Origin of the sequence: Streptomyces sp. V4I8 (assembly GCF_041261225.1) — a bacterium.
GTDB lineage: Bacteria > Actinomycetota > Actinomycetes > Streptomycetales > Streptomycetaceae > Streptomyces.
Window position 1 is genome coordinate 2392649 of sequence record NZ_JBGCCN010000001.1, and the last position, 23287, is coordinate 2415935.

Genomic DNA, 23287 nt, shown 5'->3' on the forward strand with positions numbered 1-23287 from the left:
GCGGTTCAGGCGAGCATACCGACCGGTACGGATGACCGCGAGGGGTCGGTGTCACTCGAAGAGGATCGGGCCGTTGCGGGCGCCGACGACCAGTTCGCCGGCGGGGCCGGCGGTCAGCGCGGTGCAGGGGGACGGGAGGTCCAGACTGCGGTGAACCTCGCCGTCGTAGGTGCCGACAACGGTCAACGTCGTGTGACCCGCCACGGCGTAGGCGTCGCCGCCCGGGAGCATGGCGGCGAACTCGGCCGACCCCGGGGTCTCGTACACGTGTGTGACGGGCAGCTCGGGAACGGGGCGCCGGCGCGGCAGCCATCGGCGGTCGGCCCTACGGTGGCGAGGAGGCCTTTCGTCCCGGGCGGTGAAGCGTCCGCGCAGCGCCGCCCACGAGACGATTCTGGTGTGGTGGACGCCGATCAGCAGCAGCTCGTCGCCGTTCGGTCCGAGGGTCAGCGCATGCCACAGGCTGTCCTCACCCAGCCACACGGATGCCCAGCGGCGGCTGGTGGTGTCCAGCACTCGTATCACGTCATCCCGGACGGGCATGAGGACCAGCAGACGGCCGGCGCACCGCACCGCGTGCAGCTCGGCGTCCTCGGTCTCCCCGTCACCGGGGGCCGAGCACGGCTGGTCGCCGAGCGGCCCTCGGGCGATGTCGTGGATGCAGACACGAACGTCCCCGTCCGGGTAGAGGAACCGGGGAAGACCCGCGTCCCACACCGCCAGGGACAGCAGCGACTGCGCGCCCCACCGCGGTACGAGACCAGCCGGGCATCGGCACCGAAGCCGACGAGCCCTGTCGGGGTGTACGCCAGCCCGCACACCCCGCCCCTGTGCGCGGGGCGGGGCGGGCTGCCCAGAGGCCGGCAGGCCGGCAGCGACCACTCGCGCACCGTCCCGTCGAAGCCGCCGACCGCCAGCCGCCCCGAGCCGTCGGGGTCGAGGGCCAGGGCTGTGGTCCACCGCGGCGACTCGGGAAGCGGCCCGTACACGAACATGCGGCCCGCGCCGACATCCCAGCAGACGATCCGGCCCGAGTCGGTGCCGACGACCAGCACGTCCCGGCCCCGGACGCGCCCGGTGGCCAGGGCCGTGACGATGTCGGTGACGGTGAACTCCTGCTCGGCGACCGGGAGCCCGTCGCGCAGGACGAGGATCCTGACCCGTCCGCCGTGCTCACCCGTGGCGACGAAATCCCGGCCGTCAGCCGTGCGTCCGATCGTCGCGCAGCCGACCAGCGGAACCTCCCAGGGGCCGGGACTGAGGACCCGGCGTCGCCACAGTTCGTGCCGCCGTACCAGGTCCCAACAGCGGATCTGGTTGTCCTCACCGACGCTGAGGACGGCGGAGACGCCGGACGTGCCGCGGATCTCCCCCAGGGCGAGGACGCGGCCCTCGTGGGCCGTGACACGGACCGAGTCCGCGGCGTGGGCCGTGGGCCAGATCCCGATGATCCCGTCCGAGCCACCGACGCAGAGCGTGTCGCCCACCCGGCACAGTGCGGTCGCGAACTGTCGCAGGACCTGCCCGCCGAGGCGATCCCCGGTCACCATGTCGTACAACTGGAGTCCGTGTGCGTTGCCCTGGACGGAGACACAGACGTTCGGGCCCAGGTCGAAGATCTCCAGCCGGACGGACGGGCCCGCGTCGACGCGCTGCGGAAGACCGATCGGGCGTCCGCTGTCCAGATCGATGCGGTGCAGTTGCCCGTCGGTCGTGACCACGGCGACGATCCACTGCCGGCCGACCCGGCGCACACCGAGCGAGGCGGCGGCGAAGCCGTTCGTGAGGAGTGCGCGGACGGGGCCGCCCGTGGCGAGGGAGGAGAGCCGGACGGTGTCGTCCGCCCCGGCGGTGACGAGCAGGCGGCCCTGGGGATGGCCCACCACCAGATCGATATGGGTGACCGAACCTTCATGGCCCGTGATCACCTGATCCGTCGGTGTCTCGCCGAGAACGTCGAACACCGCGACGCGACCCGTCCGCGTAGCCCAGCAGAAGGGACTCCATGGGCAGCCCGGCGGGGGCGGCACAGGTGGTGACGCGGGTCCCCGGCCCCTGGGGGGCGATGGCGACCGGGTGCTCGCCCGTCAGCCAGCCGCTCCGCTCCTGCCACTGCTCGATCTCCCAGGTGTACAGCGAGCGGCGTTGGCGACGCGTGAGGGGCGGGTGGGGGCGGGACCTTCCGAGCCGGTGGACCAGGACGTGTCCGCCGCGGAACCGCAGGACCGCCGTGGTGGGTTCGCCGTCGGCGTCGGCGAGCAGAACCACCTGCTGCGCCGCGTCCGGTACCCGGCGCTCGGGTTCGAAGTCGACGGCCGGACTCGGCGGGAGCAACCACACCCGGTAGCCGGTTCTCCCCCACAGGTACAGCAGGCGGCAGTGGGTCCTCGTGCGCACGCTGCCTCTCACCACCGCCACCTCCCGATCGGCCCACAAGGCCGCCGCCCGGCCGGGCAGTTGGGGCGGTGCGGTCAGGGTGTGGCTGAACCAGGGATGCCGCCGGTGGCGTTGGTGAGCGACCACACGGGGCGCTGGACGCGCGGCACCTCGGGGTCGCCGCGGATGGCCGCCATGACGTGTTCGAGGCTGATGTGAGCCGGCGCGTTCCCGGCGGTGGCCTGACGGCGCACGGCCCGGTCGAAGGCGGCGGACAGGGCGCCGGTGTAGGTCTCCTCCTTGCGGCGGGAGGAGGAGATGAGGACGAGTCCGGTGCTGCCGTGCTCGGTGACCGGTTCCCGGAAGCGACGGGCTTCGAGCGCCGCGCCCAAGGCGGTGGCGGCCCCCTCCTCCGCGTAGCAGGCGTCGATCAGCACCAGCAGCCGCTCGATCGCGGTGTCCTCCCAGAGCTGGGCGACGAGGTCCTCGGTGGGCAGGGCGGTGCCGCGCAGATCGCGGGCATCGCTGTCGGTGAGGAGCAGGTAGTGCCGGCCGCTGCCCTCGGCCGTGACGCCGTGCGTGGCCAGGTAGAGGACCACGTAGTCCTCGGGGCCGCGGTCGGGGTCGGTGGCGAACTCGCGCAGGGCACGCAGGAGTTGATCGCGGGTCGGGTCGAGGCCGAGCCGGGTGCCCCGGACGTAGCCGAGTTCGCCGAGACAGAGGTCTTCGATCCGGCGCACGTCGTCGGCGAGTTCGGGGCGTTCGGCCTCGGGGTGCGCCCTTACGTCGGTTACGGCAGCTGCGATCAGGAAGCGGCGCACGGAGCCACCGGCGTCAGCCGCCCGCACCGTCGACTCCGTCCAGGCCGCATCCATCGGTCACCGCCCGGCCGGCCTGGGGAGTGTTGAGGTATCAGGTCGCGTAGTGGGCCCGGCTGCCGTTGTGGACCAGACGGCAGTCGACCCGCTCACCGAACAGGGGACGCAGATCCTTCACGAGGGCCACGACGTCGCCTTCGTCCGCGATGTTGGTCCAGGTGGCGATCCCCCCGGGCCGGGCGCCGGGATTTCCACCCTCCCCCACGCACAGTCGTTCGAATACCAGGTTGCGGATGCCGAGCGGCGACCCCAGCGTCAGCAATCCGCGCACCGGCCACTACCCGGGTGCGATCGGTCACGGCGGCCGCGACGCGCTGTTGCACGGCGTCCCGTACGGCAGGGTCGCACAGGTAGGCGCGCACCTGCTTGAGGGCGAGGACCAGGCCGCGCAGGGCGACGCCGGAGAAGAACCGAGAACGGCTCAGGGCGTTGAGGGCACGCTGGACCAGCCGCGGGGTACGGGCCAGAGTCCGGGCGTCGGGCGGCAGGACGGCTTCGTCGGTGCGGGCGGCCTCCGCCCACAGGGACAGCAGGAACTCGGTCTCGAAGCCGTCGTCCACGTCGGAGGCGTCGAGAGGCGGATCCTGGACGGCCAGAGGGCGGCCGGGCGGCCGGAACAGATCGCCGTAGAAGACACACAGCGCACGTCGTCCATGCCGAGCGTGGACCCGGCCCCGGCGCGGACGACCCCGTCGGCGAGCGCGGCGTGCCAGGCGGTACGCAGCTCCCGCTCCCCGGCGTACTGCTGACCGATCCCGTGGATGCAGACCACCCGAGCCATGGCGTCCCCCCATACGCGCCCCAAGTGCCTGATCACCTTAGCAACGGGCGGCCGAACGGACGCCGTGCGGACCGAGGCAGGTCAGTCCAGCACCCGTGCCAGATACGCCCGCAGCATCTCCCGCGCCTCCTCGATGATCCGCTCGTCGCCCTCCGGGGCCATGCGGAAGGCGAGGTGGACCAGGGTGTCGGCGGTTTCGACGGCGATGAGGAAGGTGCGGCGCAGGTCGTCGTCCGGTTCACGGGCGAGGTAGCCCGAGAGCAGGTCGGTGAGGCGGTCGGCGACGCGGGTGTTGGGCTCGCCCCGGGCGCCGACGGGGATCTGGTTGCCGAAGTCGACGAGGGAGAAGCCGGGCGCGGTGCGCTTCATGGCGAGGTACTCGTCGAGCACGGCGTCCATCGCCACCTGCCAGCCGCCGTCACCGGCACCCTTGAGGCGCTCGGTGACGCGGGCGGTGTAGCGCTCGAGGTTGCGCTGGGCGAGGGCGTCGGCCATCTGGCGCTTGTTGCCGAAGAACCGGTAGACGGAGCCGATGGGGACGCCGGCGCGCTGGGCGACGGCCCGGGTGCTCAGGTCGTCGTAGCCGACCTCGTCGAGGAGGTCGGCGCAGGCGTCGAGAATCCTGGTGAGCCGTTCGGCGCTGCGCCGCTGCACGGGCGCCCGGCGTAGCGTTTCTGGGTGGGGCACGGTCTTCATGATGCCTTTCCGGCTCGGTCCGGGGAACATCGACCCCCAGTACGGAGACGGGTGCCCGGCGCACTCAGTGCCGCGGGGGACGGCGACGGCGTCAGGGACGTCTCCGGCTCCGATGCCGTGATGTCGGCCGTGCTCTCGACGGGGCCGTCGTCGACGGCCCACACCGTGCCGTCGTCGGCGTACAGCCGCACGGTGACCTGGTGCGTGCCGCGCGGGACGAGGGCGGCCGGGAGCCGGTACTCGGGGGTGCGCAGCCTGGTGACGAGGCGGTCGTCCACGAAGAGGTACGCGAGTCCGCGCCCCGCGACCGCCCGCGCCCCGGCACCGTCGGGCGAGAAGCGGAAATTGCGGACGGTCAGCCGTACGTCCCAGCTCCCGTCGTCGGCGTCCGGGTCCGGCTGCACCTCTATGCCGACCTGGGGAGCCTTGTTCCCGTCCACCTCGCGGTAGTGCCGCCCCTCGTCGTCGGTGTCATCGAGGACCTTGCCCACCGGGGAGGGCGACGCCGCGCTCTCCCCCTGGTCCGGGGCAGCACCGGAGCCGCAGCCCACGGTTCCGGTCAGCAGCAGGACACAGACCGCGAGCGCGGCGAGCAGGGTCCGCGTCCACGACATGCCCGGGAGATTAGAACACCGGTCCGACAGCCGGATCCCCCTTGAGTCTGGTTCTCGGCCGGTTCCCGTCGTCCTCACAGGGGAGGTGCAGCGGATCTCTTGCGCTTGCGAAACCGCAATCCTACGGTGAAGCATAGGAATCAGATCTCGAAGGAGCGATCATGAGCGATGGGGGCACCTCCCGCCCGAGCGTGTTCGAGCGTGGGGCAGCGCGGAAGGCCGCGGAAGGGCTGACCTACCTCTCCGGTTTCGGCAACGAGCACAGCTCGGAGGCGGTGCCCGGCGCCCTCCCCGAGGGCCGCAATTCACCCCAGCGCGCCCCGCTGGGCCTTTACGCGGAGCAGCTGAGCGGTACGGCGTTCACCGAGCCGAGGGCCCACAACCGCCGCTCGTGGCTGTACCGCATCCACCCGTCGGCCGCGCACCCGGCTTTCACGCGCACCGACAACGGCGCGATCCGTACGGCACCCTTCACGGACTCCGTGCCGGATCCGAACCGGCTGCGCTGGAACCCCCTGCCCGAGCCCGCGCCCGGCACCGACTTCCTCGCCGGCCTGTGGACCCTGGGCGGCAACGGCGACGCGACCCAGCGCGCCGGCATGGCCGTGCACCTGTATCACGCCAACTCCTCCATGGACCGCGTCTTCAGCGACGCCGACGGCGAGCTGCTGATCGTGCCGGAGCGCGGCGGACTGCTGCTGCACACGGAGTTCGGGCTGCTGCATGTGGAGCCCGCACATGTGGCGCTCGTTCCGCGTGGGGTGCGGTTCCGTGTGGAACTGCTCGATGACTCAGCCCGTGGCTATGTGTGTGAGAACTATGGGGCACCCTTCCAGCTCCCCGACCTCGGCCCGATCGGCGCCAACGGACTCGCCAACGCACGCGACTTCCAGGCGCCGGTCGCCGCGTACGAGGACGTCGAGGGGCCGGTGGAGGTGGTCAACAAGTTCTGCGGCAACCTCTGGACGGCGACCTACGACCACTCACCGCTCGACGTGGTCGCCTGGCACGGCAACCATGTGCCGTACGTCTATGACCTGCGCCGTTTCAATGTGATCGGCACCATCTCCTACGACCATCCCGATCCGTCCATCTTCACGGTGCTGACGTCCCCTTCCGACACCCCGGGCCTGGCCGGCGTCGACTTCGTGGTCTTCGCGCCGCGCTGGCTGGTGGGCGAGGACACCTTCCGGCCGCCGTACTTCCACCGGAACGTGATGAGCGAGTACATGGGCCTCGTCGAGGGCGCCTACGACGCGAAGGCGGAGGGGTTCGTGCCGGGCGGCGGCTCACTGCACAACATGATGTCGGCGCACGGCCCGGACCGGGAGACGTTCGACCGGGCGAGCGCGGCCGAGCTGGAGCCGCAGAAGATCGACGACGGACTTGCCTTCATGTTCGAGACCCGCTGGCCGGTGACGCTCACCCCGCAGGCGGCCGGGGCCGAGCACCTGCAACAGCGCTACGACGACGTCTGGCAGGGCCTGGAGCGCCACTTCCACCCCTTGCCCTAGAGATCCCCGACCGGTACGGATGGCCCCGTGACCTCCTTCGCCCCGGACTCCATCGTCCTGAACCGCAAACTGCCGCTCTGGTACCAGGTGTCGCAGTCGCTGCGCGCCTCGATACTCGGCCGCCGGCCGCAGGACCCCCTGCGCCTGCCCACCGAGGAGCAGTTGGCGGAGCACTACGGCGTGAGCGTGCTGACCATGCGGCAGGCGCTGAAGGAACTGGAGGACGAGGGCCTGATCACGCGCCACCGCAGACGGGGCACGTTCATAGAGCCGGACGTCCGCCGGGGCGCGCCCGTGCGGCTGCTCGGCTCGGTGGACGCGATCGTGGCGCAGCAGTCCGGCATGGTGACGGAGCTGCTGGACCATGGCCAGGAACCCGTGCCCGTCGAAGTCGCCGAGTTCTTCCCGGACATCGACGAGGTGGCGACGTACCACCGCCTGCGCAGCGACGACAAGACGGGCGAGCCGACCAACCACGCCCGCAACTACGTCCGCCCCGAACTGGCCGCCCGCATCGACCTCGACGATCTCGTCCGCTGGCCGATGACCAAGGTGCTGCGGGACGTCGTCGGGGCGGACATCAGCCGCATCACGGACACGGTCGAGGCCCGCCTGGCCGACCCGGAGACGGCAAGGCTGCTCCAAGTCCCGCTGCTGAGCCCGATCCTGCACTACACGGGCGTGACGTACGACGTGGAGGGGCGCGCGCTGGACGCGGCGGTCATCCACTACCGGGGCGACCGTTTCTCCTTCACGGTGACCTTGGAAGCGTAAGCGCTCCGCTGGAAGCGCGGTGATGGACCTGCGGGCCGGTGGGGGCTGGTCGCGCCCGCGCGGCGGAGCCGCATATCGGCACAGCCCCGCGCCCCTTCGGGCCGCTCCCGGACCGCCTGTCCTTGGCACGTCGTACGATGCCCAGCGTGACGCACGACGACGCTCCGCTGCTGGCGGACCTCATGCCGTGGTCCGTCGCACCGCCGCGGCTCGGCCGGGGGTGGCCGACGGGCCCCGACGCCGCGTCCCTGAAAGCCCGCTGGGACGCCTTCGTGAAGGCCGAGGGCCCGGACCGGGAGGCCCTGCTGGAGCCGACGCGCTCCCGCACGCTGCACTCGACGGTCGGTCAGCTGCCCGGCCGCTCCGCCGGCACGGAGAAGCTGATCCGCGCCACGGGCCCCTGCCCGGAGCCGGTACGCGTCCTGCACGCCCCCTTCGACGAGCAGTGGCTGATCCCCGACCACCGCCTGATCGACGCGGCCCGCCCCGAGCTGTGGCGGGTGGCGGACGAGCACCAGATCTTCGTCCTGGACGCGCTCGACGCCCCGCTGCTGGCGACCTCACTGCTCCCCCTGCTCCGCCCGGGCCGCGTGCACCCCCTCTACCGCCGCCCGGGAGCCGAGGAACCCAACCTCGCCCCGGGCCTGCTGACGCACCTGACCTCCCGGCTGGGCCACTCCCCCGCACCGGTGGACGTCCTCGCCTGGATCCTGGCCGCCGCCCGCCCCGACCGCACCGTCCCGCTCACGGAGGACCCGGTCCTCTGGGCCCGCGGCGTGGAGTCGGGCCACCGCCTGCTCTGGCTGATGCGCCGCCACGGCGACCGTCCCAAGCTGCCGGGAGGCCGCCGCCCGTACGTCCGCGCTCCGCTCCCCTGCCGCCCGTTCACCCTGCACTACGACCGCGAGGAGGAGGCCCTCCACCTCGACGAGGGGCGCATCTCCCCCGTGCCGCCGGAGGCCTGGGACTTCGAGGTGAGTGGCGTGCGGATCCTGGAGCAGTGGTTCACGGCCCGCATCGCGGAGCCGGAACCGGGCACGCTGGCGGCGATCCGCCCGACGACCTGGCCGCAGGCGTGGACGTCGGAGCTGCTGGAGCTGATCACGGTCCTGGCCCTGCTGGCGGAACTCCAGCCACCCGAACTCCAGCCCGTCGGCCCCGAGTTGACGTCCTCCATCACGGCGACCGACCTTCACAAGGCCGGCGTCCTGCCCGTCCCGGGGGCGGCCCGCAGGCCGGCGTCGGTGCTGGACGGGCACGAGGAGGGACCCGAGGGGCAACTCGCGCTGATCTAACGCCGGTCGGGGTCGAAGGCGTCGAGGACCCGTTCGAGCGCCCTTCTGAACACCGCCTCCAGATCGATCGGCCCGCTGTCCTCCATGAAGGCCGCGGCGAGGCGCGGATACTTGCCGGTGGCGACCTGGCTGCCGAGGTAGGCGATGCGGACCGCGTTCTCCTCCTCCTCGGACCAGGGCATGGCACGGGTGCGCTCGGCGGTGGCGATCTCGTTCGCGGTGTACGTCGTCACGACACCGTTGAGCAGGGCGACCAGCTCCATCTTCACGCTGTACGGCACGTCGAGCGGTTCGAGGCAGGCCAGGCAGTGCTCCAGGTAGCGCAGGGTGTTGGGGCTGAAGCCGTACACCCCTGACATCAGCCGCGGCACCCAGGTGTGCCGGTGCATGAGCCCGCGGGTCTCCTGCGCGTTGCGGATCATGTCGGCACGCCAGTCGCCCGACGGCTCCCGGATGTCATGCTCGGCACCGATCGCGTCGATCATCAGCTCGTAGAGGTCCTCCTTGCGGGGGACGTAGTTGTACAGCGACATCGTCCCGCAGCCCAGCTCGGCCGCGACATGCCGCATGGACACGGCATCCAGCCCGCGGGCGTCGGCGATCCGCACCGCCGCGGCCGCGATGTCCGCACGCGTGAACGCGGGCCTGGGGCCACGCCCGGTCCGCTCGGGACGCGCCCAGATCACTTGCGGCTCGGCCGCCTTGCCCGCCATCGGTCATCACCTCGCACACCATCCTAGTTACGTACACCGTACGTAGTGCGCTATGGTCGAACCATGACTTCTACGTACGCTGTACTTAGTGAAGGCCTGGAGAAGCGATTCGGTGAGGTCCACGCCCTGCGCGGACTCGATCTGGCCGTCGCGCAGGGCACCGTCTGCGGCCTCCTCGGCCCCAACGGCGCGGGCAAGACGACGGCCGTACGGCTGCTGACCACGCTGCTGCGCCCGGACGCCGGGTCGGCCCGGGTCGCCGGGCACGACCTGCTCCGCGACCCGGCCTCCGTCCGCGGCAGCGTCGGCGTCACCGGCCAGTACGCCTCGGTCGACGGCGACCTCACGGGCCGCCAGAACCTCCAGCTGTTCGCCCGGCTGCACCGGGTGCGCGGGCCGGCCGAGCGGGCCGGCGAGCTCCTCGACCGCTTCGGACTGGCCGAGGCGGCCGACCGGCCGGCGTCCACCTACTCGGGCGGGATGCGGCGCCGCCTCGACCTCGCGGCGAGCCTCGTCCGCCGCCCCGAGGTGCTGTTCCTCGACGAGCCCACGACCGGCCTCGACCCCGTCAGCCGCAACCGGATCTGGGACTCCGTACGGGAGCTGACGGCAGAGGGCACGACGGTGCTGCTGACCACGCAGTATCTGGAGGAGGCCGACCAACTCGCCGACGACATCGCCCTGGTGGACGGAGGCCGGGTCGCGCACACGGGCTCACCCGCCCAGTTCAAGTCGATCATCGGTGCGCATGTCGAGGTCGTCGTCCCCGACCCCGACGTGATGGTGAAGGCGGCGGGCGTACTGGACCAACTCACCGGCGCCGAGCCGTCGTTCGACCACGAGCGGCGCGCCGTCGTCGCGGTCACCCGGGACGCCACGCTCACGCTCCCCCGGCTGGTGCGCGAACTCGACGCGGCGGGCGTGCCGTTGCTGGACGCGAGCCTGAAACCACCGACGCTCGACGACGTGTTCCTACGACTCACCCAGGAAGCCCAGGAGACCCGGGAGACCCGGGAAGAGGAGCGTGCGGCATGAGCACCCTGGTGTACGACGGCGGCGCCATGCTGGGCCGTCAGCTGCTGCGGATCCGGAACAACCCGGGGCTGCTGATCCTGACCCAGACCATGCCGATCACCATGCTGCTGTTCTTCGGCTATGTCTTCGGCAGCGCCCTCGCGATGCCCGGCGCGGAGTACCGGTCGTTCCTGGTGCCCGGTCTGCTGGTGGCGACCGCGGCCAACGGGCTGATGACCGGCATGTTCCAGGCCGCCCAGGACACGCACCGGGGCGTGATGGACCGCTTCCGGACACTGCCAGTGAGCCGGGCCGCCGTGCCGCTGGGGCAGGCGGCAGCGGATCTCATCGTCACCGCCGCCGGGACCGTGCCCTTCCTGCTCGTCGGGCTCGCGGTGGGCTGGCGGATCGAGGGGTCGGCGCTCGAAGCCGTGGGCGCGGTGGCGCTGTTGCTGCTGTTCCGGTTCGCGACGGCGTGGGCCGGGATATTCCTGGGGCTGCTGACCCGGAACGAGGAGGCCGCCGGTCAGCTGGGCGGGGCGACCTTCATCCTGCCGCTGCTGTCCAACGCGTACATTCCGACCGAGGGCCTGCCGGGCTGGCTGCGCACGCTCGCCGAGTGGAATCCGATCAGCGCGGTCACCATGGCCCTGCGGGACCTCTTCGGCAACGCGCCGGTGCCGGACGGTGCCGCGTGGCCGGTCGCCCATCCCGTCGCCGGGTCGCTGGCGTGGTGCGCGGTCCTGCTCGCGGTGTTCGCGCCGCTGGCCGTACGCCGGTACGCGCGCGGCGAGTGATCACCGGCAGTCACGGCAGTCACGACTGCGGCGAGTGATCACCGGTAGCCACAACTGACGCGACGGCGACCCAGCGGGTCGCCGTCGCGGTCTTCGTCGCCGTCGCCTCGCAGTCGGCGTGGTGTGACGAGCGCCCGTCAACCTCCGTACGTGACACACCTGTTACGCGGGGGACGCGGGCCGATGAGCGGGGTGGGTGGAGTGGGGAACGTGCCCGCGCCCTGGGGAGCCCGCCGTGGCGCCGCTGCCTGCCGTGGGGATGACGGACAGCGACAGCGTGGTACGGCGCCGGTACGGGGTGATCTGCCGGGCGCGGGCCTTCAAAGGTCGGTTCGAGGGTCGCCGGTGCGACTCAGCGTCCGCCGAACAGCGAACGGCGGAGCCGGCGCAGCGGAGCGAAGAGCGAGACGCGGCGGACCCGCGCACCCCGGTCACTGCGCTGCGTGGTGTCACGACTGGTCAGCTCACGCATCAGTGAGGTCGCCTCGGCCGCTTCCCTCTGCGGCACGGCGGGCCCCGCCAGCACCGAGAGATGGCGGTCGAGACGCGAACTGGTCGCGCTGCTCCCGCAGGTGATCGCAGGGACCCTCGCCCTGCTGCGCACTGTTATCTGATCCATGTCACTCCCCACCCGTACGAGTCCACCCGGCCCGGGCAGGTTAACCCTATCGCCCCGGTGGGGCACGCGTGTATCGCGGTCACAGGATTCACCTTCCCCGTAAGGGTGTTGACGACCCATCCTTGATTACTCTCCGAATCCAACCGATTTCAGGGCGAGTTGGACAACGGGCTGGCTGGTCGGTTGCGGTGACCCCCCGTCGGGCTCGACGGTAACAGCCAGTGACGCCGCCGACTTGTCGAGACCGGACGCGATCAAGGGCGTGTCGCCGTCGAAGAGGCCCAGGGAGCGTGGTTGCACATCGGGGCGCATCAGCCAGAGCTGGTGCACCCGGCCGCTCGGCAACCCGCCGTATCCGCGCAGAGTGACGATCGCGCGCCCCTTCGATGCGGAGGCGACCACTCCGATCGTCCGGCCCTCCGCGTCCTCGCCGGCCGTCGCCCGGGCGTCGGGTGCCGCGAGAACGTTAGCGATCTCACTTGCCTGAGCCCGCTGGGCGTCCAGCTGCTCCTGCGTCCTGTTCGCCTGGACGGCGAAGAGGGAGGCGACGACGAGGGCCGCGGCGGCCGTGGCGGTGGCGAACGGCACGAGCAAGAGGCGCGGCCTGGACGCACGCGAGCGCGGCGGCGGCTGGGTGCCCCACACATGCGGCGGCAGCTGGGGCGCACGCGCGCGTGCCGTCTCCCGCCCGGGCGCCTCCTGCGGAGTCGTGCGTACGGCGGCCAGGACCCGGTCGCGCATCGCGGACGGCGGCGGGGCGGCCGCCGACCAGGCGAGCCGGACGGCGTCCTCGGACAGGGCACGCACCTCGGCGGCGCAGCTGTCGCAGCTCTTCAGGTGCTTCTCGAAGCGGTGGCGCTCGGCGGGTTCCAGGGCGTCGAGGGCGTAGGGGGCGGCGAGGGAGTGCAGGTCCCCGCGGCCGAGGAGGCGGTCGGCGATGCTCATGCGGCACCTCCCAGGCACTTGCGCAGCTGGGTGAGTCCGTCGCGCATCCGGGTCTTGACCGTGCCCAGCGGCAGGGACAGCCGCTCGGCCACTTCACGGTAGGTGTAGCCGTCGTAGTAGGCGAGAGTGACGGACTGACGTTGCAGGGCGGTGAGGCGGTCGAGGCAGATGCGCACCCACTCGCGTTCGAGACCGGCCTCGACCTCCTCGGCGACCTGGTCGAAGGCCGGGTGGTTCGCGCGGAGCGCCTCGCGCTGCTCGCGCTCGCCGGCGGCGCGGGCACTGCGCACCCGGTCGACGGCACGGCGGTGGGCGAGGGTGAGGACCCACGACAGGGCGCTTCCCCGTCGCGGGTCGAACCTCGCCGCGGACCGCCACAGTTCCAGCAGCACTTCCTGGGCCACCTCCTCGGACTGGGCGGGGTCGCGCAGCACACGCCGCACGAGCCCGTACACCGGCCCGGAGACCAGCCCGTACAGCTCCTCGAACGCCTTCTGGTCACCGCCCGCCACGAGCACCAGCAGCTCGTCCGCCTCCAACTCGTCTCCCCCTCCAGTCAGACCGCAGCGCGGCCGTCTCGTCCCGCGAGGCATTCGCAACGAACCCACCTCCGGATGGGGTTACGGATCAGCGGGCCGAAAACGCGGGTCGCCCGGCGATGAAACAACTTTCCAGTTCCGCCGTAAGAACGCTTGGGATTCGACCAATCCACCCTGGCGACGGCTCCGAATCGGGTTCGTCAGGCAAGTTGGCACTGAGGACGGACGGCATGACACCTAATTCCAGGAGCGGTGCGGGGCGCAGGGGCCTCGCGACCCTTGTGTGTGGTGCGCTGGCCGCCGGGGGGCTCGCAGCCGCCGGCGTGACCGCGCTGGAACCGGGGGCGGCCTCCGCCTCCAGCCACCGGGAGGCTCCGCTCATCTCGGGGACACCGCAGTACGACAACACGGACGTGTACGCGTTCGTCAGCCCGGACAAGCCGGACACGACGACGATCATCGGGAACTGGATCCCCTTCGAGGAACCGGCCGGCGGACCGAACTTCTTCACGTTCGCCGAGGACGCGCAGTACGACATCCACATCGACAACAACGGTGACGCACAGGGCGACTTGCTCTACCGCTTCACCTTCGACACGCACATCAGGAACAAGAAGACGTTCCTGTACAACACCGGTCCGGTCGAGAGCCTGGACGACAAGGACCTCAACATCACGCAGACGTACGACATCGAGCTGATCAAGCTCAAGGACCAGTACCCGGTGTCGAAGACGAAGGTCGCCAACGACGTGCCGGTGGCCCCGTCGAACGTCGGCAAGGCGTCGATGCCGGACTACGCCAAGCTGCGCGAGCAGGCCGTGCACAAGCTCGCGGGCGACGCGACGTCGTTCGCCGGGCAGGCCGACGACCCGTTCTTCCTCGACCTGCGGGTCTTCGACCTCCTCTACGGCGGGAACCTCTCCGAGGTCGGAAACGACACGCTCAAGGGCTACAACGTCAACTCCATCGCCCTCCAGGTCCCGACACACATGATCACCGAGTCGTCGGACCAGCCCGTCGTCGGCATCTGGTCGACGACCCAGCGCAAGAACGCGCAGGGCCACTTCGAGCAGGTCTCGCGCCTCGGCAGCCCCCTGGTCAACGAGGTCGTGAACCCCCTCAAGGACAAGGACAAGTTCAACGCGTCCGCGCCCTGGGACGACGCCCAGTTCCTGAAGAACGTCACCAACCCCGAGCTGCCGAAGCTCATCGAGGCGATCTACAAGATCCCGGCGCCCGACGAGCCGCGCAACGACCTGGTGGACGTCTTCCTCAAGGGTGTGAAGGGCCTGAACCAGCCGCCGCACGTGACACCGTCGGAGATGCTGCGCCTGAACACCTCGATCGAGCCCACGGCCAAGCCCAAGCGGCTCGGTGTCCTCGACGGCGACAACGCGGGCTTCCCGAACGGCCGTCGCCTCACCGACGACGTGATCGACGCCTCGCTCCAGGTCGTCGAGGGTGAACTGCTGGGCGCCAAGAACGACCTGGGCGACGCCGTCGACAAGAACGACAAGGACTTCGAGAAGGCCTTCCCGTACGTCGCCCTGCCGACCGAGGGCTCCCGCGGCCCGCTCGCCAAGGGCACGGACGGCGAGACCGACGTCCGCAGCCAGCTCGGCGACGCGCTCCAGCCGGCGGGCGCGGGTGCCTCCGGCATGGATGACACGACCCTGATCGCCGGTTCGGCCGGCGCCGGCGCGCTGGGGATCCTGCTGATCGGCGGGGCCCTGATGTGGTGGCGCCGGATGCGGGACCGGGCGTACTAGACGCTCCGCGGGGAGTGCGCGATATGCCGTCGATCGTCTGCGGGACCGTCGTGGCTGGTCGCGCAGTTCCCCGCGCCCCTGACTGGCGCGGCCCGCGAAGTACTCATCCCCCACGGCGCGGGCCGCGCCGCCGCATGCGACAACAGCCTTTGCCGGCAAGCCGATCGAGGAGAGGGCATGGCCCCGCGGACGAACGACAGCGCATCCCAGCAGCCCGGCCGGCGTTTGAGGACGAGGCCGTTCAGGCCGACGGGGGTCCAGGGGGCGGAGCCCCCTCGCGGGGTCGAAGGGGCGGAGCCCCTTCAGGATGGGACGGGTAGGGGCGGCGGGGGCGACGAAGCCCGTGAGCAGCGCGTCGCCGCCCTACGACGTGTCGCCGCGGCCGCCCGCCGCAGCAGGGGGCTCCACCTGGCCGGATGTTCCGCCCTGCTCGCCATGGCCCTCACCGCCGGATCCATGGCGCTCAGCGCAGCCCGCGACAACAACGGCCAGAGCGTCACCCCCGCCTCAGCCGCCGTCTCCCCCGGCCTCCTCGCGACCGGCGACCTCGACACGGGTATCTCCTCCCTCCAGGCGCACCTCCGCGACCAGCCGAGGGACTTCACCGGCTGGGCGACCCTGGGGCTGGCCTACGTCGAGCAGGCCCGCACCAAGGGCGACCCCTCCCGCTACCCCCAGGCCGAGCAGGCCTTCGAACGATCACTGGAGCTGAGCCCCGACAACGACCAGGCTCTCGCCGGCCGCGCCGCCCTCGCCGCCGCCCGGCACGACTTCGGGGACGCCCTGAAGTACGCCGACCGGGCGCTGAAGGTGAACCCCTACAGCGAACGCGCCCTGTGCACCCGCACCGACGCCCTCGTCGAACTCGGCCGCTACGCCGACGCCGCCGAGGCCGCCAGGACGGCCGACGACCGCCGCCCGGGCATCCCGGTCTTCACCCGGTACGCGTATGTGCGGGAACTGCGCGGCGACGTACGGACGGCCGAGCGGGTGCTGGAACAGGCGCTGTCCACCGCCACCACTCCCGGCGACATCACCTACGTCGCCACCCAGCTGGGCCAACTCGCCTGGAACCAGGGCGACTACGACACCGCACTCACCCACTACGCCCGCGCCCTCGCCGCCGACGAGAACTACGTCCCCGCCCTCGAAGGCCGCGCCCGAGCGCAGGCCGCGAGCGGCGACCGGGCCGGCGCGCTGAAGGGCCTGAAGGACGTCGCCACCCGCTACCCCCTCCCCGGTCCGCTCGTCGAACTCGGCGAGCTGTACGAGGCGGCCGGCGACCAGGTCAAGGCCGACGACCAGTACGCCCTGGTCGACGCCTGGACGGCCCTCGCCCGCGCCAACGGCGTCAACGCCGACCTCGACACCGCCCTCGCGGCCGCCGACCACGGCGACAAGGCCTCCGCGCTGCGCGCCGCCCGCGCCGAGTGGGACCGCCGGCAGACCGTGCACACCGCGGACGCCCTCGCCTGGGCGCTGCACGTCAACGGCAAGGACGAGGAAGCCCTCCCGTACGCCCGCAGGGCCACGGCCACCGGCTACCGCAACGCCGCGTTCCTCTACCACCGCGGGATCATCGAGCGCGCCACGGGCCACGCCGAGGACGCCCGCGAACACCTGCGGGCCGCGCTGAAGCTGAACCCCGGCTTCTCACCGCTGGGCGCCCGCGAAGCCCGTACGGCACTCAAGGACCTGGAGGCGGCCAAGTGACCCCCCGTCGGCTGTTCGCCTCCGCCGCGGCCGTCCTCACGACGACCTGCGCGCTCACGCTGTTGCCCGCCGGCTCCGCGAGCGCGCACCCCCTGGGCAACTTCACCGTCAACCGCTACGACGGCCTCGTCGCCGCCCCCGGCGAACTGCGCGTCCACCATGTGGAGGACCTCGCGGAGATCCCGGCGACCCAGGCCGAGCCGGACATCGCGAAGGCGGGCATGACGGCGTGGGCCCGGCAGCGGTGCGAGGACGCCGGGCGGGGCAGCGAGGTCACCGTGGACGGCCGTACGGTCGAACTGACGCTGCACAGCAGCCACGCGCGCGTGCGGCCCGGTCAGGCGGGGCTCGACACCCTCCGCGTGGAGTGCCGGCTGACGGCGGCGCTCCCCGAGGGCGCCACGGTCGCCCTGGGCTTCCGCGGCGCGGGCGCCGAATCCGGCCCCGGCTGGCGGGAGATCACGGCACGCGGGGACCGTATGACGCTCGCCGCGTCGGACGTACCGAAGGAGTCGGTGTCCCGCGAACTGACCGAATATCCAGGGGAGTTGCTCTCCTCACCGGCCGACACCAAGAGCGCGTCCCTGCGGGTGCGCCCGGGTGGACCGGCCCTCGCCGAGGCGGCACAGGACACCCCCGCCGCCTCCGTCCTCCCGCGCGGCGCCGACCGCTGGACGCGGGCCCTGGACGGCCTGGTCTCCCGCCAGGACCTGACCGTCGGATTCGCCGCCCTCGCCCTGGTTCTCGCGATCTTCCTCGGCGCGCTGCACGCGCTCGCCCCGGGCCACGGCAAGACCCTGATGGCCGCGGTGGCCGCGGCGCGCGGCGGCCGGGCCCGCATGAAGGACGTCCTGCCCCTGGCCGCCTCGGTGACGGTCACGCACACCCTGGGCGTGGTCGCCCTGGGCGTCCTGGTCACGGCCGGCTCGGCGGCGGCACCGTCGGTGATCACCTGGCTGGGCATCGCGAGCGGCGCCCTGGTGATCGCGGCGGGCGCGACGCTCGTACGACGCGCCTGGCACGTCCGCAAGCACGGGCACGGGCACGGGCACGGGCACGGGCACGACGACCATGCCCCCACGCACGATCACGCCCACCGGCACGACCACGCCAACGAGCGCCAACCGGTCCTGGTCGCCGCGCACACCCACTCCGCAGCGGAGGCCCCCGCCCCCACGCGGGGCCACGCCCACGACCACAGCCACCACCACGAGCACGGGCACCACGAGCACGATCACAGCCGCACCCCCACCCACACCCACGGCCCCCTCACCCACACCCACAACGGCGTCACCCACACCCACTCCACGACCCCCACCCTCCGCGGCACGATCCTCCTGGGCTTCGCCGGCGGGCTCGTGCCCAGTCCGTCCGCGGTCGTCGTGCTCGTCGGCGCGGCGGCGCTCGGGAAGGCGTGGTTCGGGCTGCTGCTCGTCGTCGCGTACGGCGTCGGGCTCGCGCTCACGCTCACCGCGGCCGGGTTCGCCGTCGTACGGCTGGGTACCGGAGTGACGCGGGTGCTGGACAGGCAGCCCCGCTGGACGGCCCACCCCCTGACGGTCTTCGTCCGCCGGACCGCACCACTGGGATCCGCGGTGCTCGTCGTACTGATCGGAGCCGGATTGGTTCTCCAGGGGGCGGCATCCGCACTCAACTGAGCTACTTTTGTGGAGAATGCGCACGGATGCGAATGGGGGACGCCCGTGTCCGAAGAACCTGGCAGTGAACGTCTGATCGCGGGCCGCTACCGCCTTCTGTCCCCGCTCGGCGAGGGCGGCATGGGCACGGTGTGGCGGGCCCGCGACGAGCTGCTGCACCGCGAGGTCGCCGTCAAGGAGGTGCGGGCGCCGCACGGGCTGGCGGCCTCGGAGGTCGAGCGGATGTACGCCCGGCTGGAGCGCGAGGCGTGGGCGGCGGCGCGGGTCGCCAACCGCAATGTCGTGACGGTGTACGACGTGGCCACACAGGACGGCCGGCCCTGGATCGTCATGGAGCTGGTCCGCGGTATCTCGCTGGCCGAGCTGCTGGACGCGGAGGGCCCGCTGAGCCCGCAGCGCGTCGCGCACATCGGTGCCGAGGTGCTGGCCGCGCTGCGGGCCGCGCACGAGGCCGGGGTGCTGCACCGGGACGTGAAGCCCGCCAATGTGCTGATGTCGAACGACGGCCGGGTCGTCCTCACCGACTTCGGTATCGCGATGGTCGAGGGCAGCTCCGCGCTGACGATGACCGGCGAGGTCATCGGCTCCCCCGAGTTCCTGGCCCCGGAGCGGGCGCTGGGCCGCACGCCCGGGCCGGAGTCCGACCTGTGGTCTCTCGGCGTCCTCCTCTACGCGGCCGTGGAGGGCAACTCGCCGTTCCGCCAGAACACCCCGCTCAGCACCCTGCGCGCGATCGTCGACGAGGAGCTGCCGCCACCCCGCCGGGCCGGTCCGCTCGCCCCTGTCATCGAGGGGCTGCTGCGCAAGAACCCAGCCGAGCGGCTGCCGGCCGACCGGGCCGAGCAGGACCTGCGGATCATCGGGGCGGGAGGGACGCCGCGCGCGGACGCCGTGGGGGCGACTCCCTACACCCCGACGTTCGCGGCGTTTCCGACGCCCTCGGAGACCGCGCCGACGGCTCCGGTCCCGCCGCCCGGACCGACCCGGCAGGCTCCGGCGGCCGCTCCCGACCGGGACACCGCCCCCGTCCGCCCCGACCGCGACCGCCGCGCCCGTGTCGTCCTGATCGCGGGCGTCACCGCCCTCGCACTGGCCGTGGCGGGACTGACCTACGCCCTGCTCAACCGCGAGGACGACAACGGCGGGAAGGCGGGCGGCGAGAGCACCACCTCGCAGACCACTGGCGGGACCTCGCCGACCGAGAGCGCGAGCGAGGACGAGAGCGCGAGCGGGGGTGGCCGGAGCCCGACGCCCAGCCCGAGCAGCAGCCGTACGACGACTCCCCCGCCGCAGTCCGTGCGGGTGTCGCTGACGGGCTCCGACACCGAGTACTCCGGGGCGTGTCCGCCGCCGAGCGGCGACGCCCCCGCCTTCACGGCGACGTTCACGGTGGGGCGGCTGCCGGCGCAGGTCAGCTATCGCTGGGTGTCGAAGGACGGCGACGTCATGGACCAGGGGTGGAAGACCCTGTCGTTCCCGGAGGGGGGCGGACGAACCAAGCAGGACAGGGCGTTCGTGACGACGTACGACGACAGCGGGACGTTCGAGAGCGAGATCAGCGTCGAGGTCCGCGATCCGGTGGAGACGAAGTCCGACTCGGTGCCGTTCTCGGTGACTTGTGTGACGGAGACCCCGACGGACGGGGTCTCGCCAACGCCTACCGAGTCGCCGGGCGCCTAGGACTTCAGGCCACGGCGTCCAGCACCGGCAGATATCCACCCGACTGGCCCGCGGCCGTCGGGTGGTACGACTCCGGGATGTTGAGCCAGTTCACGGCGTGCATCCACGAGCTGCCGGAGCACAGCTCGTGCCCGGTGAAGGCGGGCCGTACATCGGCGAAGGTGAAGCCGTGGTCCGCGGCGCGCTTCGCGACCGCGGCGTCGATGTGGTCGGCGGCCTCGTTGAGCGCCCTCCGCTTGGTCTCGGAGAGGCCGATGCACCCCGACACGCCCAGCTTGTAGAAGCGGGGGTAGCCGAGCACCACCACTTGGGCGGACGGGGCCTTGGTCCGGATGGCGGTGTAGACGGTGTCGAGCCTGCCGGGGAGCGTCGAGTCGACGAACGCCTTGGCGGTGTTGATACGGGAGACGCAGGCGCTGTCGCCCTGGAGCACACAGGTCGTCATGATGTCGGCGAATCCGGCGTCGTTGCCGCCGATCGAGATGGACACGAGTGCGGTGGCGGAGCTGAGCGGGCCGAGCTGACTGGCGGTGACATCACCCGTTTGAGCGCCCGAGCAAGCAGTGAAGTCGAAGGACGAGGGTGAGTTCGCGGCGGCCCAGAGGTACGGGTACGCCTTCGTGCTGCGCTTGCAGTCGCCGCTGGCGCTGAGGTAACTGCCCGCGCCGAGGCCGGAGGAGTAGGAGTCGCCGAGGGCCACATAGCCGCCGATCGCGGCGGTGTCGGTGGCCTGCGCGGTGGCCGCACCGGTGAGGGCGGTGCCGACGGCGAGGAGGAGTGAGGCGACGTATGCGGAAAGTCGGGAACGTCTCATGGAACCTCCCTATAGCAGGATCTCTGCTGTAACCGTCGTACCAACTACGCGTGTTGACGGGAAGTGTCCATGCCAAGACTTTTCAGGCCATCGCGGACCTCACCCTGTGGGTTCACTGTGGGTTTGATTTCGTGTTCATGACAGGACCGTTGACAGGTCGTCAACTCCCTTGTCCTTCACTGCGGGAGCACGGATCCTTTACCTCGGCCCGGAACGGGAACGCGACGTTCCGGGCCGTGCGTGCGCCCCCCGCACGCACCCCCCACATGTGCGCGCACCACCCTTGCGCGCCGCCAAGAGGAGGACTCCCTCGTAATGGCACAACTGCGTAGCAAGAAGTTCCGGTTCGCCGCGATAACCAGCCTGGCGACCGCCGCCCTCGTCGGCGGACTCACGTCCCTGCCCGCCCAGGCCACCCCGGCCGAGGGCAAGGTCCTGGCCGCCGGCTCCCCCACGGCGATCAAGGACAGCTACATCGTCACGCTCAAGAAGAGTGCCGGCCTCAAGGCGTCCTCGGCCGCCGGGAAAGACCTGGTCGAGGAGTACGGCGGCGCGGTGAAAAGGACGTTCACCAAGGCGCTGAACGGCTACACCGCCACCCTCTCCGCGACCGAGGCCAAGAGACTCGCCGCCGACCCGGCCGTGGCCTCCGTCGAGCAGAACCAGCGCGTGCACATGGACGCCACGCAGTCCAGCGCCCCCTGGGGCCTGGACCGCATCGACCAGACCTCGCTTCCGCTTTCCGGCACCTACACCTACCCGGACACCGCGGGCAGCGGCGTGACGGTGTACGTCATCGACACCGGGGTCCGCATCACGCACCAGCAGATCAGCGGCCGTGCCTCCTACGGCTACGACGCGGTCGACGGCGACACCACCGCCTCCGACGGCAACGGCCACGGCACCCATGTGGCCACCACGATCGCGGGTACCACCTACGGCGTCGCCAAGAAGGCGAACATCGTGGCCGTACGCGTGCTCGACAACGCGGGCTCCGGCACCACCGCGGGCGTGGTCGCGGGCATCGACTGGGTGACCAACAACCACTCCGGTCCCTCGGTCGCCAACATGTCGCTGGGCGGCGGCGCCTCCACCGCGCTGGACACGGCCGTCCGCAACTCCATCGCGAGCGGCGTGACCTACGCCATCGCGGCCGGCAACAGCAGCGCCAACGCCTCCTCGTACTCCCCCGCCCGTGTCACCGAGGCGATCACGGTCGGCGCCACCACCAGCTCCGACGCCCGGGCCAGCTACTCCAACTACGGCTCGGTCCTGGACATCTTCGCCCCCGGCTCCTCGATCACGGCGGGCTGGTACACCAGCGACACCGCGACGAACACCATCTCCGGTACGTCGATGGCGACCCCGCACGTCGCGGGCGCGGCCGCGGTCTACCTGGCGGGCCACACCTCGGCCACCCCGGCCGCGGTCGCCTCGGCCCTGACCGGCGGCGCCACGACCAACGCGGTCACCAGCCCCGGCACCGGCTCGCCCAACCGGCTCCTGAAGCTCGTGCCGTAACAGCCCAGCGCACGATGTGAACCCCACTGTTCCCCGGAGACGACCGCCGTCTCCGGGGAACGTCCTGTTCCGGGGGACGTCTTGACGGCCCCCACGGAGCTGAGCCACATTGAAGCCCGGCATCCGGCGCTTCGGGGGGCAAAGTCGCCAATGCAGACCATACGTATCAAGACAGCTGCGTCTCATGACGCCGAGCGTGCGCGGCCAGGACCGGGGAGGGACCTGACGCCGCTGCTCGCGGGCGCCGCGACGGCTGTGGGGGGACTCGGCGCGGTGCTCGCGCTGGTCGGGTCCGACTCGCCGCTGCGCGGCCCGTTCACTCTGTTCTTCCTGCTCGCGGCGCCGGCCGGCGCGATCGCCGCCGCGCTGCGCGGGCTGGATCCCTTCGGCCGGACCGTGGCCGCCGTGGCGGGCGCGGTCGTCGTCAACATGCTGGTGGCCCAGGGCATGCTGGCCGTGCACCGGTGGTCGGTGCCCGGCGGGATCGTGGCCGTGACCGCGATCAGCGCCCTCATTCTCCTGCTGGCTCTGGTGCGGCGGCTGCGCGGCCGCACGACGCGAAGGCGGACTCCCTGAC

At 71.8% G+C, this 23287-nt stretch carries 24 protein-coding genes; 12 read left to right on the plus strand and 12 right to left on the minus strand.

Annotation, left to right across the window (positions count from 1 at the left end):
• Positions 1-51: 51 nt before the first annotated feature.
• The 5 genes from ABIE67_RS10825 to ABIE67_RS10845 form a co-directional block, all read right to left on the minus strand.
• Complete coding sequence (locus tag ABIE67_RS10825; RefSeq protein WP_370256093.1) at positions 52-543, minus strand: hypothetical protein; 492 nt, start codon at positions 541-543, stop codon at positions 52-54.
• Entirely contained in the window at positions 522-1964 is a 1443-nt protein-coding gene (locus ABIE67_RS10830) for a WD40 repeat domain-containing protein (RefSeq protein WP_370256095.1), read from the minus strand. Before ABIE67_RS10830 ends, ABIE67_RS10825 begins: the two co-directional genes overlap by 22 nt.
• The gene (locus tag ABIE67_RS10835) at positions 1912-2397 is read right to left on the minus strand and encodes a hypothetical protein (protein WP_370256098.1); all 486 of its coding nucleotides are present in this window, start codon (positions 2395-2397) and stop codon (positions 1912-1914) included. Before ABIE67_RS10835 ends, ABIE67_RS10830 begins: the two co-directional genes overlap by 53 nt.
• Before the next feature lie 74 nt (positions 2398-2471).
• Positions 2472-3224, minus strand: coding sequence for a caspase family protein (locus tag ABIE67_RS10840; RefSeq protein WP_370256100.1), 753 nt, complete (start codon positions 3222-3224; stop codon positions 2472-2474).
• A gap of 64 nt (positions 3225-3288) precedes the next feature.
• Positions 3289-3459: a hypothetical protein gene (locus tag ABIE67_RS10845; protein ID WP_370256102.1), complete on the minus strand. Its 171-nt coding sequence runs from the start codon at positions 3457-3459 to the stop codon at positions 3289-3291.
• A 28-nt stretch (positions 3460-3487) separates the two neighbouring features.
• Between ABIE67_RS10845 and ABIE67_RS10850 the strand changes: the two genes are divergently transcribed.
• Positions 3488-4003, plus strand: coding sequence for a hypothetical protein (locus ABIE67_RS10850; RefSeq protein ID WP_370256104.1), 516 nt, complete (start codon positions 3488-3490; stop codon positions 4001-4003).
• Positions 4004-4116: 113 nt separating this feature from the next.
• Here the strand turns inward: ABIE67_RS10850 and ABIE67_RS10855 are convergent, their stop codons facing one another.
• On the minus strand, positions 4117-4731 hold the full coding sequence (locus tag ABIE67_RS10855; RefSeq protein ID WP_370256106.1) for a TetR family transcriptional regulator: 615 nt from the start codon (positions 4729-4731) through the stop codon (positions 4117-4119).
• Complete coding sequence (locus ABIE67_RS10860; protein WP_370256111.1) at positions 4728-5345, minus strand: hypothetical protein; 618 nt, start codon at positions 5343-5345, stop codon at positions 4728-4730. Before ABIE67_RS10860 ends, ABIE67_RS10855 begins: the two co-directional genes overlap by 4 nt.
• A 161-nt stretch (positions 5346-5506) precedes the next feature.
• On the opposite strand from ABIE67_RS10860, the gene hmgA reads away from it, so the two are divergent.
• The 3 genes from hmgA to ABIE67_RS10875 all read left to right on the plus strand — a co-directional run bounded on the left by hmgA (position 5507) and on the right by ABIE67_RS10875 (position 8928).
• On the plus strand, positions 5507-6859 hold the full coding sequence (gene hmgA / locus ABIE67_RS10865) for a homogentisate 1,2-dioxygenase (protein ID WP_370256114.1): 1353 nt from the start codon (positions 5507-5509) through the stop codon (positions 6857-6859).
• 27 nt (positions 6860-6886) lie between these two features.
• A complete protein-coding gene (locus tag ABIE67_RS10870; RefSeq protein ID WP_370256116.1) occupies positions 6887-7633 on the plus strand; it encodes a GntR family transcriptional regulator in 747 nt (248 codons plus the stop codon).
• Between the two features lie 137 nt (positions 7634-7770).
• Positions 7771-8928 carry a type ISP restriction/modification enzyme gene (locus tag ABIE67_RS10875; protein WP_370268440.1) on the plus strand — a complete coding sequence of 386 codons (1158 nt, stop codon included), beginning with the start codon at positions 7771-7773 and terminating at the stop codon, positions 8926-8928.
• On the opposite strand, the gene ABIE67_RS10880 is transcribed toward ABIE67_RS10875, so the two are convergent.
• Positions 8925-9641: a TetR/AcrR family transcriptional regulator C-terminal domain-containing protein gene (locus ABIE67_RS10880; protein ID WP_370256118.1), complete on the minus strand. Its 717-nt coding sequence runs from the start codon at positions 9639-9641 to the stop codon at positions 8925-8927. The two genes, ABIE67_RS10875 and ABIE67_RS10880, sit on opposite strands and share 4 nt — an antisense overlap.
• Before the next feature lie 63 nt (positions 9642-9704).
• On the opposite strand from ABIE67_RS10880, the gene ABIE67_RS10885 reads away from it, so the two are divergent.
• A complete protein-coding gene (locus ABIE67_RS10885; protein WP_370256122.1) occupies positions 9705-10676 on the plus strand; it encodes an ATP-binding cassette domain-containing protein in 972 nt (323 codons plus the stop codon).
• Positions 10673-11452 carry an ABC transporter permease gene (locus tag ABIE67_RS10890; protein WP_370256125.1) on the plus strand — a complete coding sequence of 260 codons (780 nt, stop codon included), beginning with the start codon at positions 10673-10675 and terminating at the stop codon, positions 11450-11452. The genes ABIE67_RS10885 and ABIE67_RS10890 overlap by 4 nt, the downstream gene beginning before the upstream one ends.
• 352 nt (positions 11453-11804) lie before the next feature.
• On the opposite strand, the gene ABIE67_RS10895 is transcribed toward ABIE67_RS10890, so the two are convergent.
• The 3 genes from ABIE67_RS10895 to ABIE67_RS10905 form a co-directional block, all read right to left on the minus strand.
• Positions 11805-12071 (minus strand): hypothetical protein, encoded by a 267-nt coding sequence (locus ABIE67_RS10895; RefSeq protein WP_370256128.1) that lies wholly within the window; start codon positions 12069-12071, stop codon positions 11805-11807.
• Positions 12072-12197: 126 nt separating this feature from the next.
• Positions 12198-13016, minus strand: coding sequence for an anti-sigma factor domain-containing protein (locus ABIE67_RS10900; protein WP_370256130.1), 819 nt, complete (start codon positions 13014-13016; stop codon positions 12198-12200).
• The gene (locus ABIE67_RS10905) at positions 13013-13555 is read right to left on the minus strand and encodes a sigma-70 family RNA polymerase sigma factor (protein ID WP_370256132.1); all 543 of its coding nucleotides are present in this window, start codon (positions 13553-13555) and stop codon (positions 13013-13015) included. The genes ABIE67_RS10900 and ABIE67_RS10905 overlap by 4 nt, the downstream gene beginning before the upstream one ends.
• 230 nt (positions 13556-13785) lie before the next feature.
• Here ABIE67_RS10905 and ABIE67_RS10910 point away from each other — a divergent pair, with 230 nt between their 5' ends.
• From ABIE67_RS10910 to ABIE67_RS10925, 4 genes are all read left to right on the plus strand, one after another.
• Positions 13786-15324: a DUF4331 domain-containing protein gene (locus ABIE67_RS10910; RefSeq protein WP_370256133.1), complete on the plus strand. Its 1539-nt coding sequence runs from the start codon at positions 13786-13788 to the stop codon at positions 15322-15324.
• Between the two features lie 177 nt (positions 15325-15501).
• Entirely contained in the window at positions 15502-17037 is a 1536-nt protein-coding gene (locus ABIE67_RS10915) for a tetratricopeptide repeat protein (RefSeq protein WP_370256134.1), read from the plus strand.
• Positions 17034-18695: a sulfite exporter TauE/SafE family protein gene (locus tag ABIE67_RS10920; protein ID WP_370256136.1), complete on the plus strand. Its 1662-nt coding sequence runs from the start codon at positions 17034-17036 to the stop codon at positions 18693-18695. The genes ABIE67_RS10915 and ABIE67_RS10920 overlap by 4 nt, the downstream gene beginning before the upstream one ends.
• A 45-nt stretch (positions 18696-18740) precedes the next feature.
• Entirely contained in the window at positions 18741-20375 is a 1635-nt protein-coding gene (locus ABIE67_RS10925; protein ID WP_370256137.1) for a serine/threonine-protein kinase, read from the plus strand.
• A 4-nt stretch (positions 20376-20379) separates the two neighbouring features.
• Here ABIE67_RS10925 and ABIE67_RS10930 read toward each other — a convergent pair whose 3' ends face one another.
• Positions 20380-21189 (minus strand): SGNH/GDSL hydrolase family protein, encoded by an 810-nt coding sequence (locus ABIE67_RS10930; protein ID WP_370256139.1) that lies wholly within the window; start codon positions 21187-21189, stop codon positions 20380-20382.
• A 315-nt stretch (positions 21190-21504) separates the two neighbouring features.
• Between ABIE67_RS10930 and ABIE67_RS10935 the strand changes: the two genes are divergently transcribed.
• On the plus strand, positions 21505-22710 hold the full coding sequence (locus tag ABIE67_RS10935) for a S8 family peptidase (RefSeq protein WP_370256142.1): 1206 nt from the start codon (positions 21505-21507) through the stop codon (positions 22708-22710).
• Between the two features lie 150 nt (positions 22711-22860).
• Positions 22861-23286, plus strand: coding sequence for a hypothetical protein (locus tag ABIE67_RS10940; protein WP_370256145.1), 426 nt, complete (start codon positions 22861-22863; stop codon positions 23284-23286).
• Position 23287: the final 1 nt, after the last annotated feature.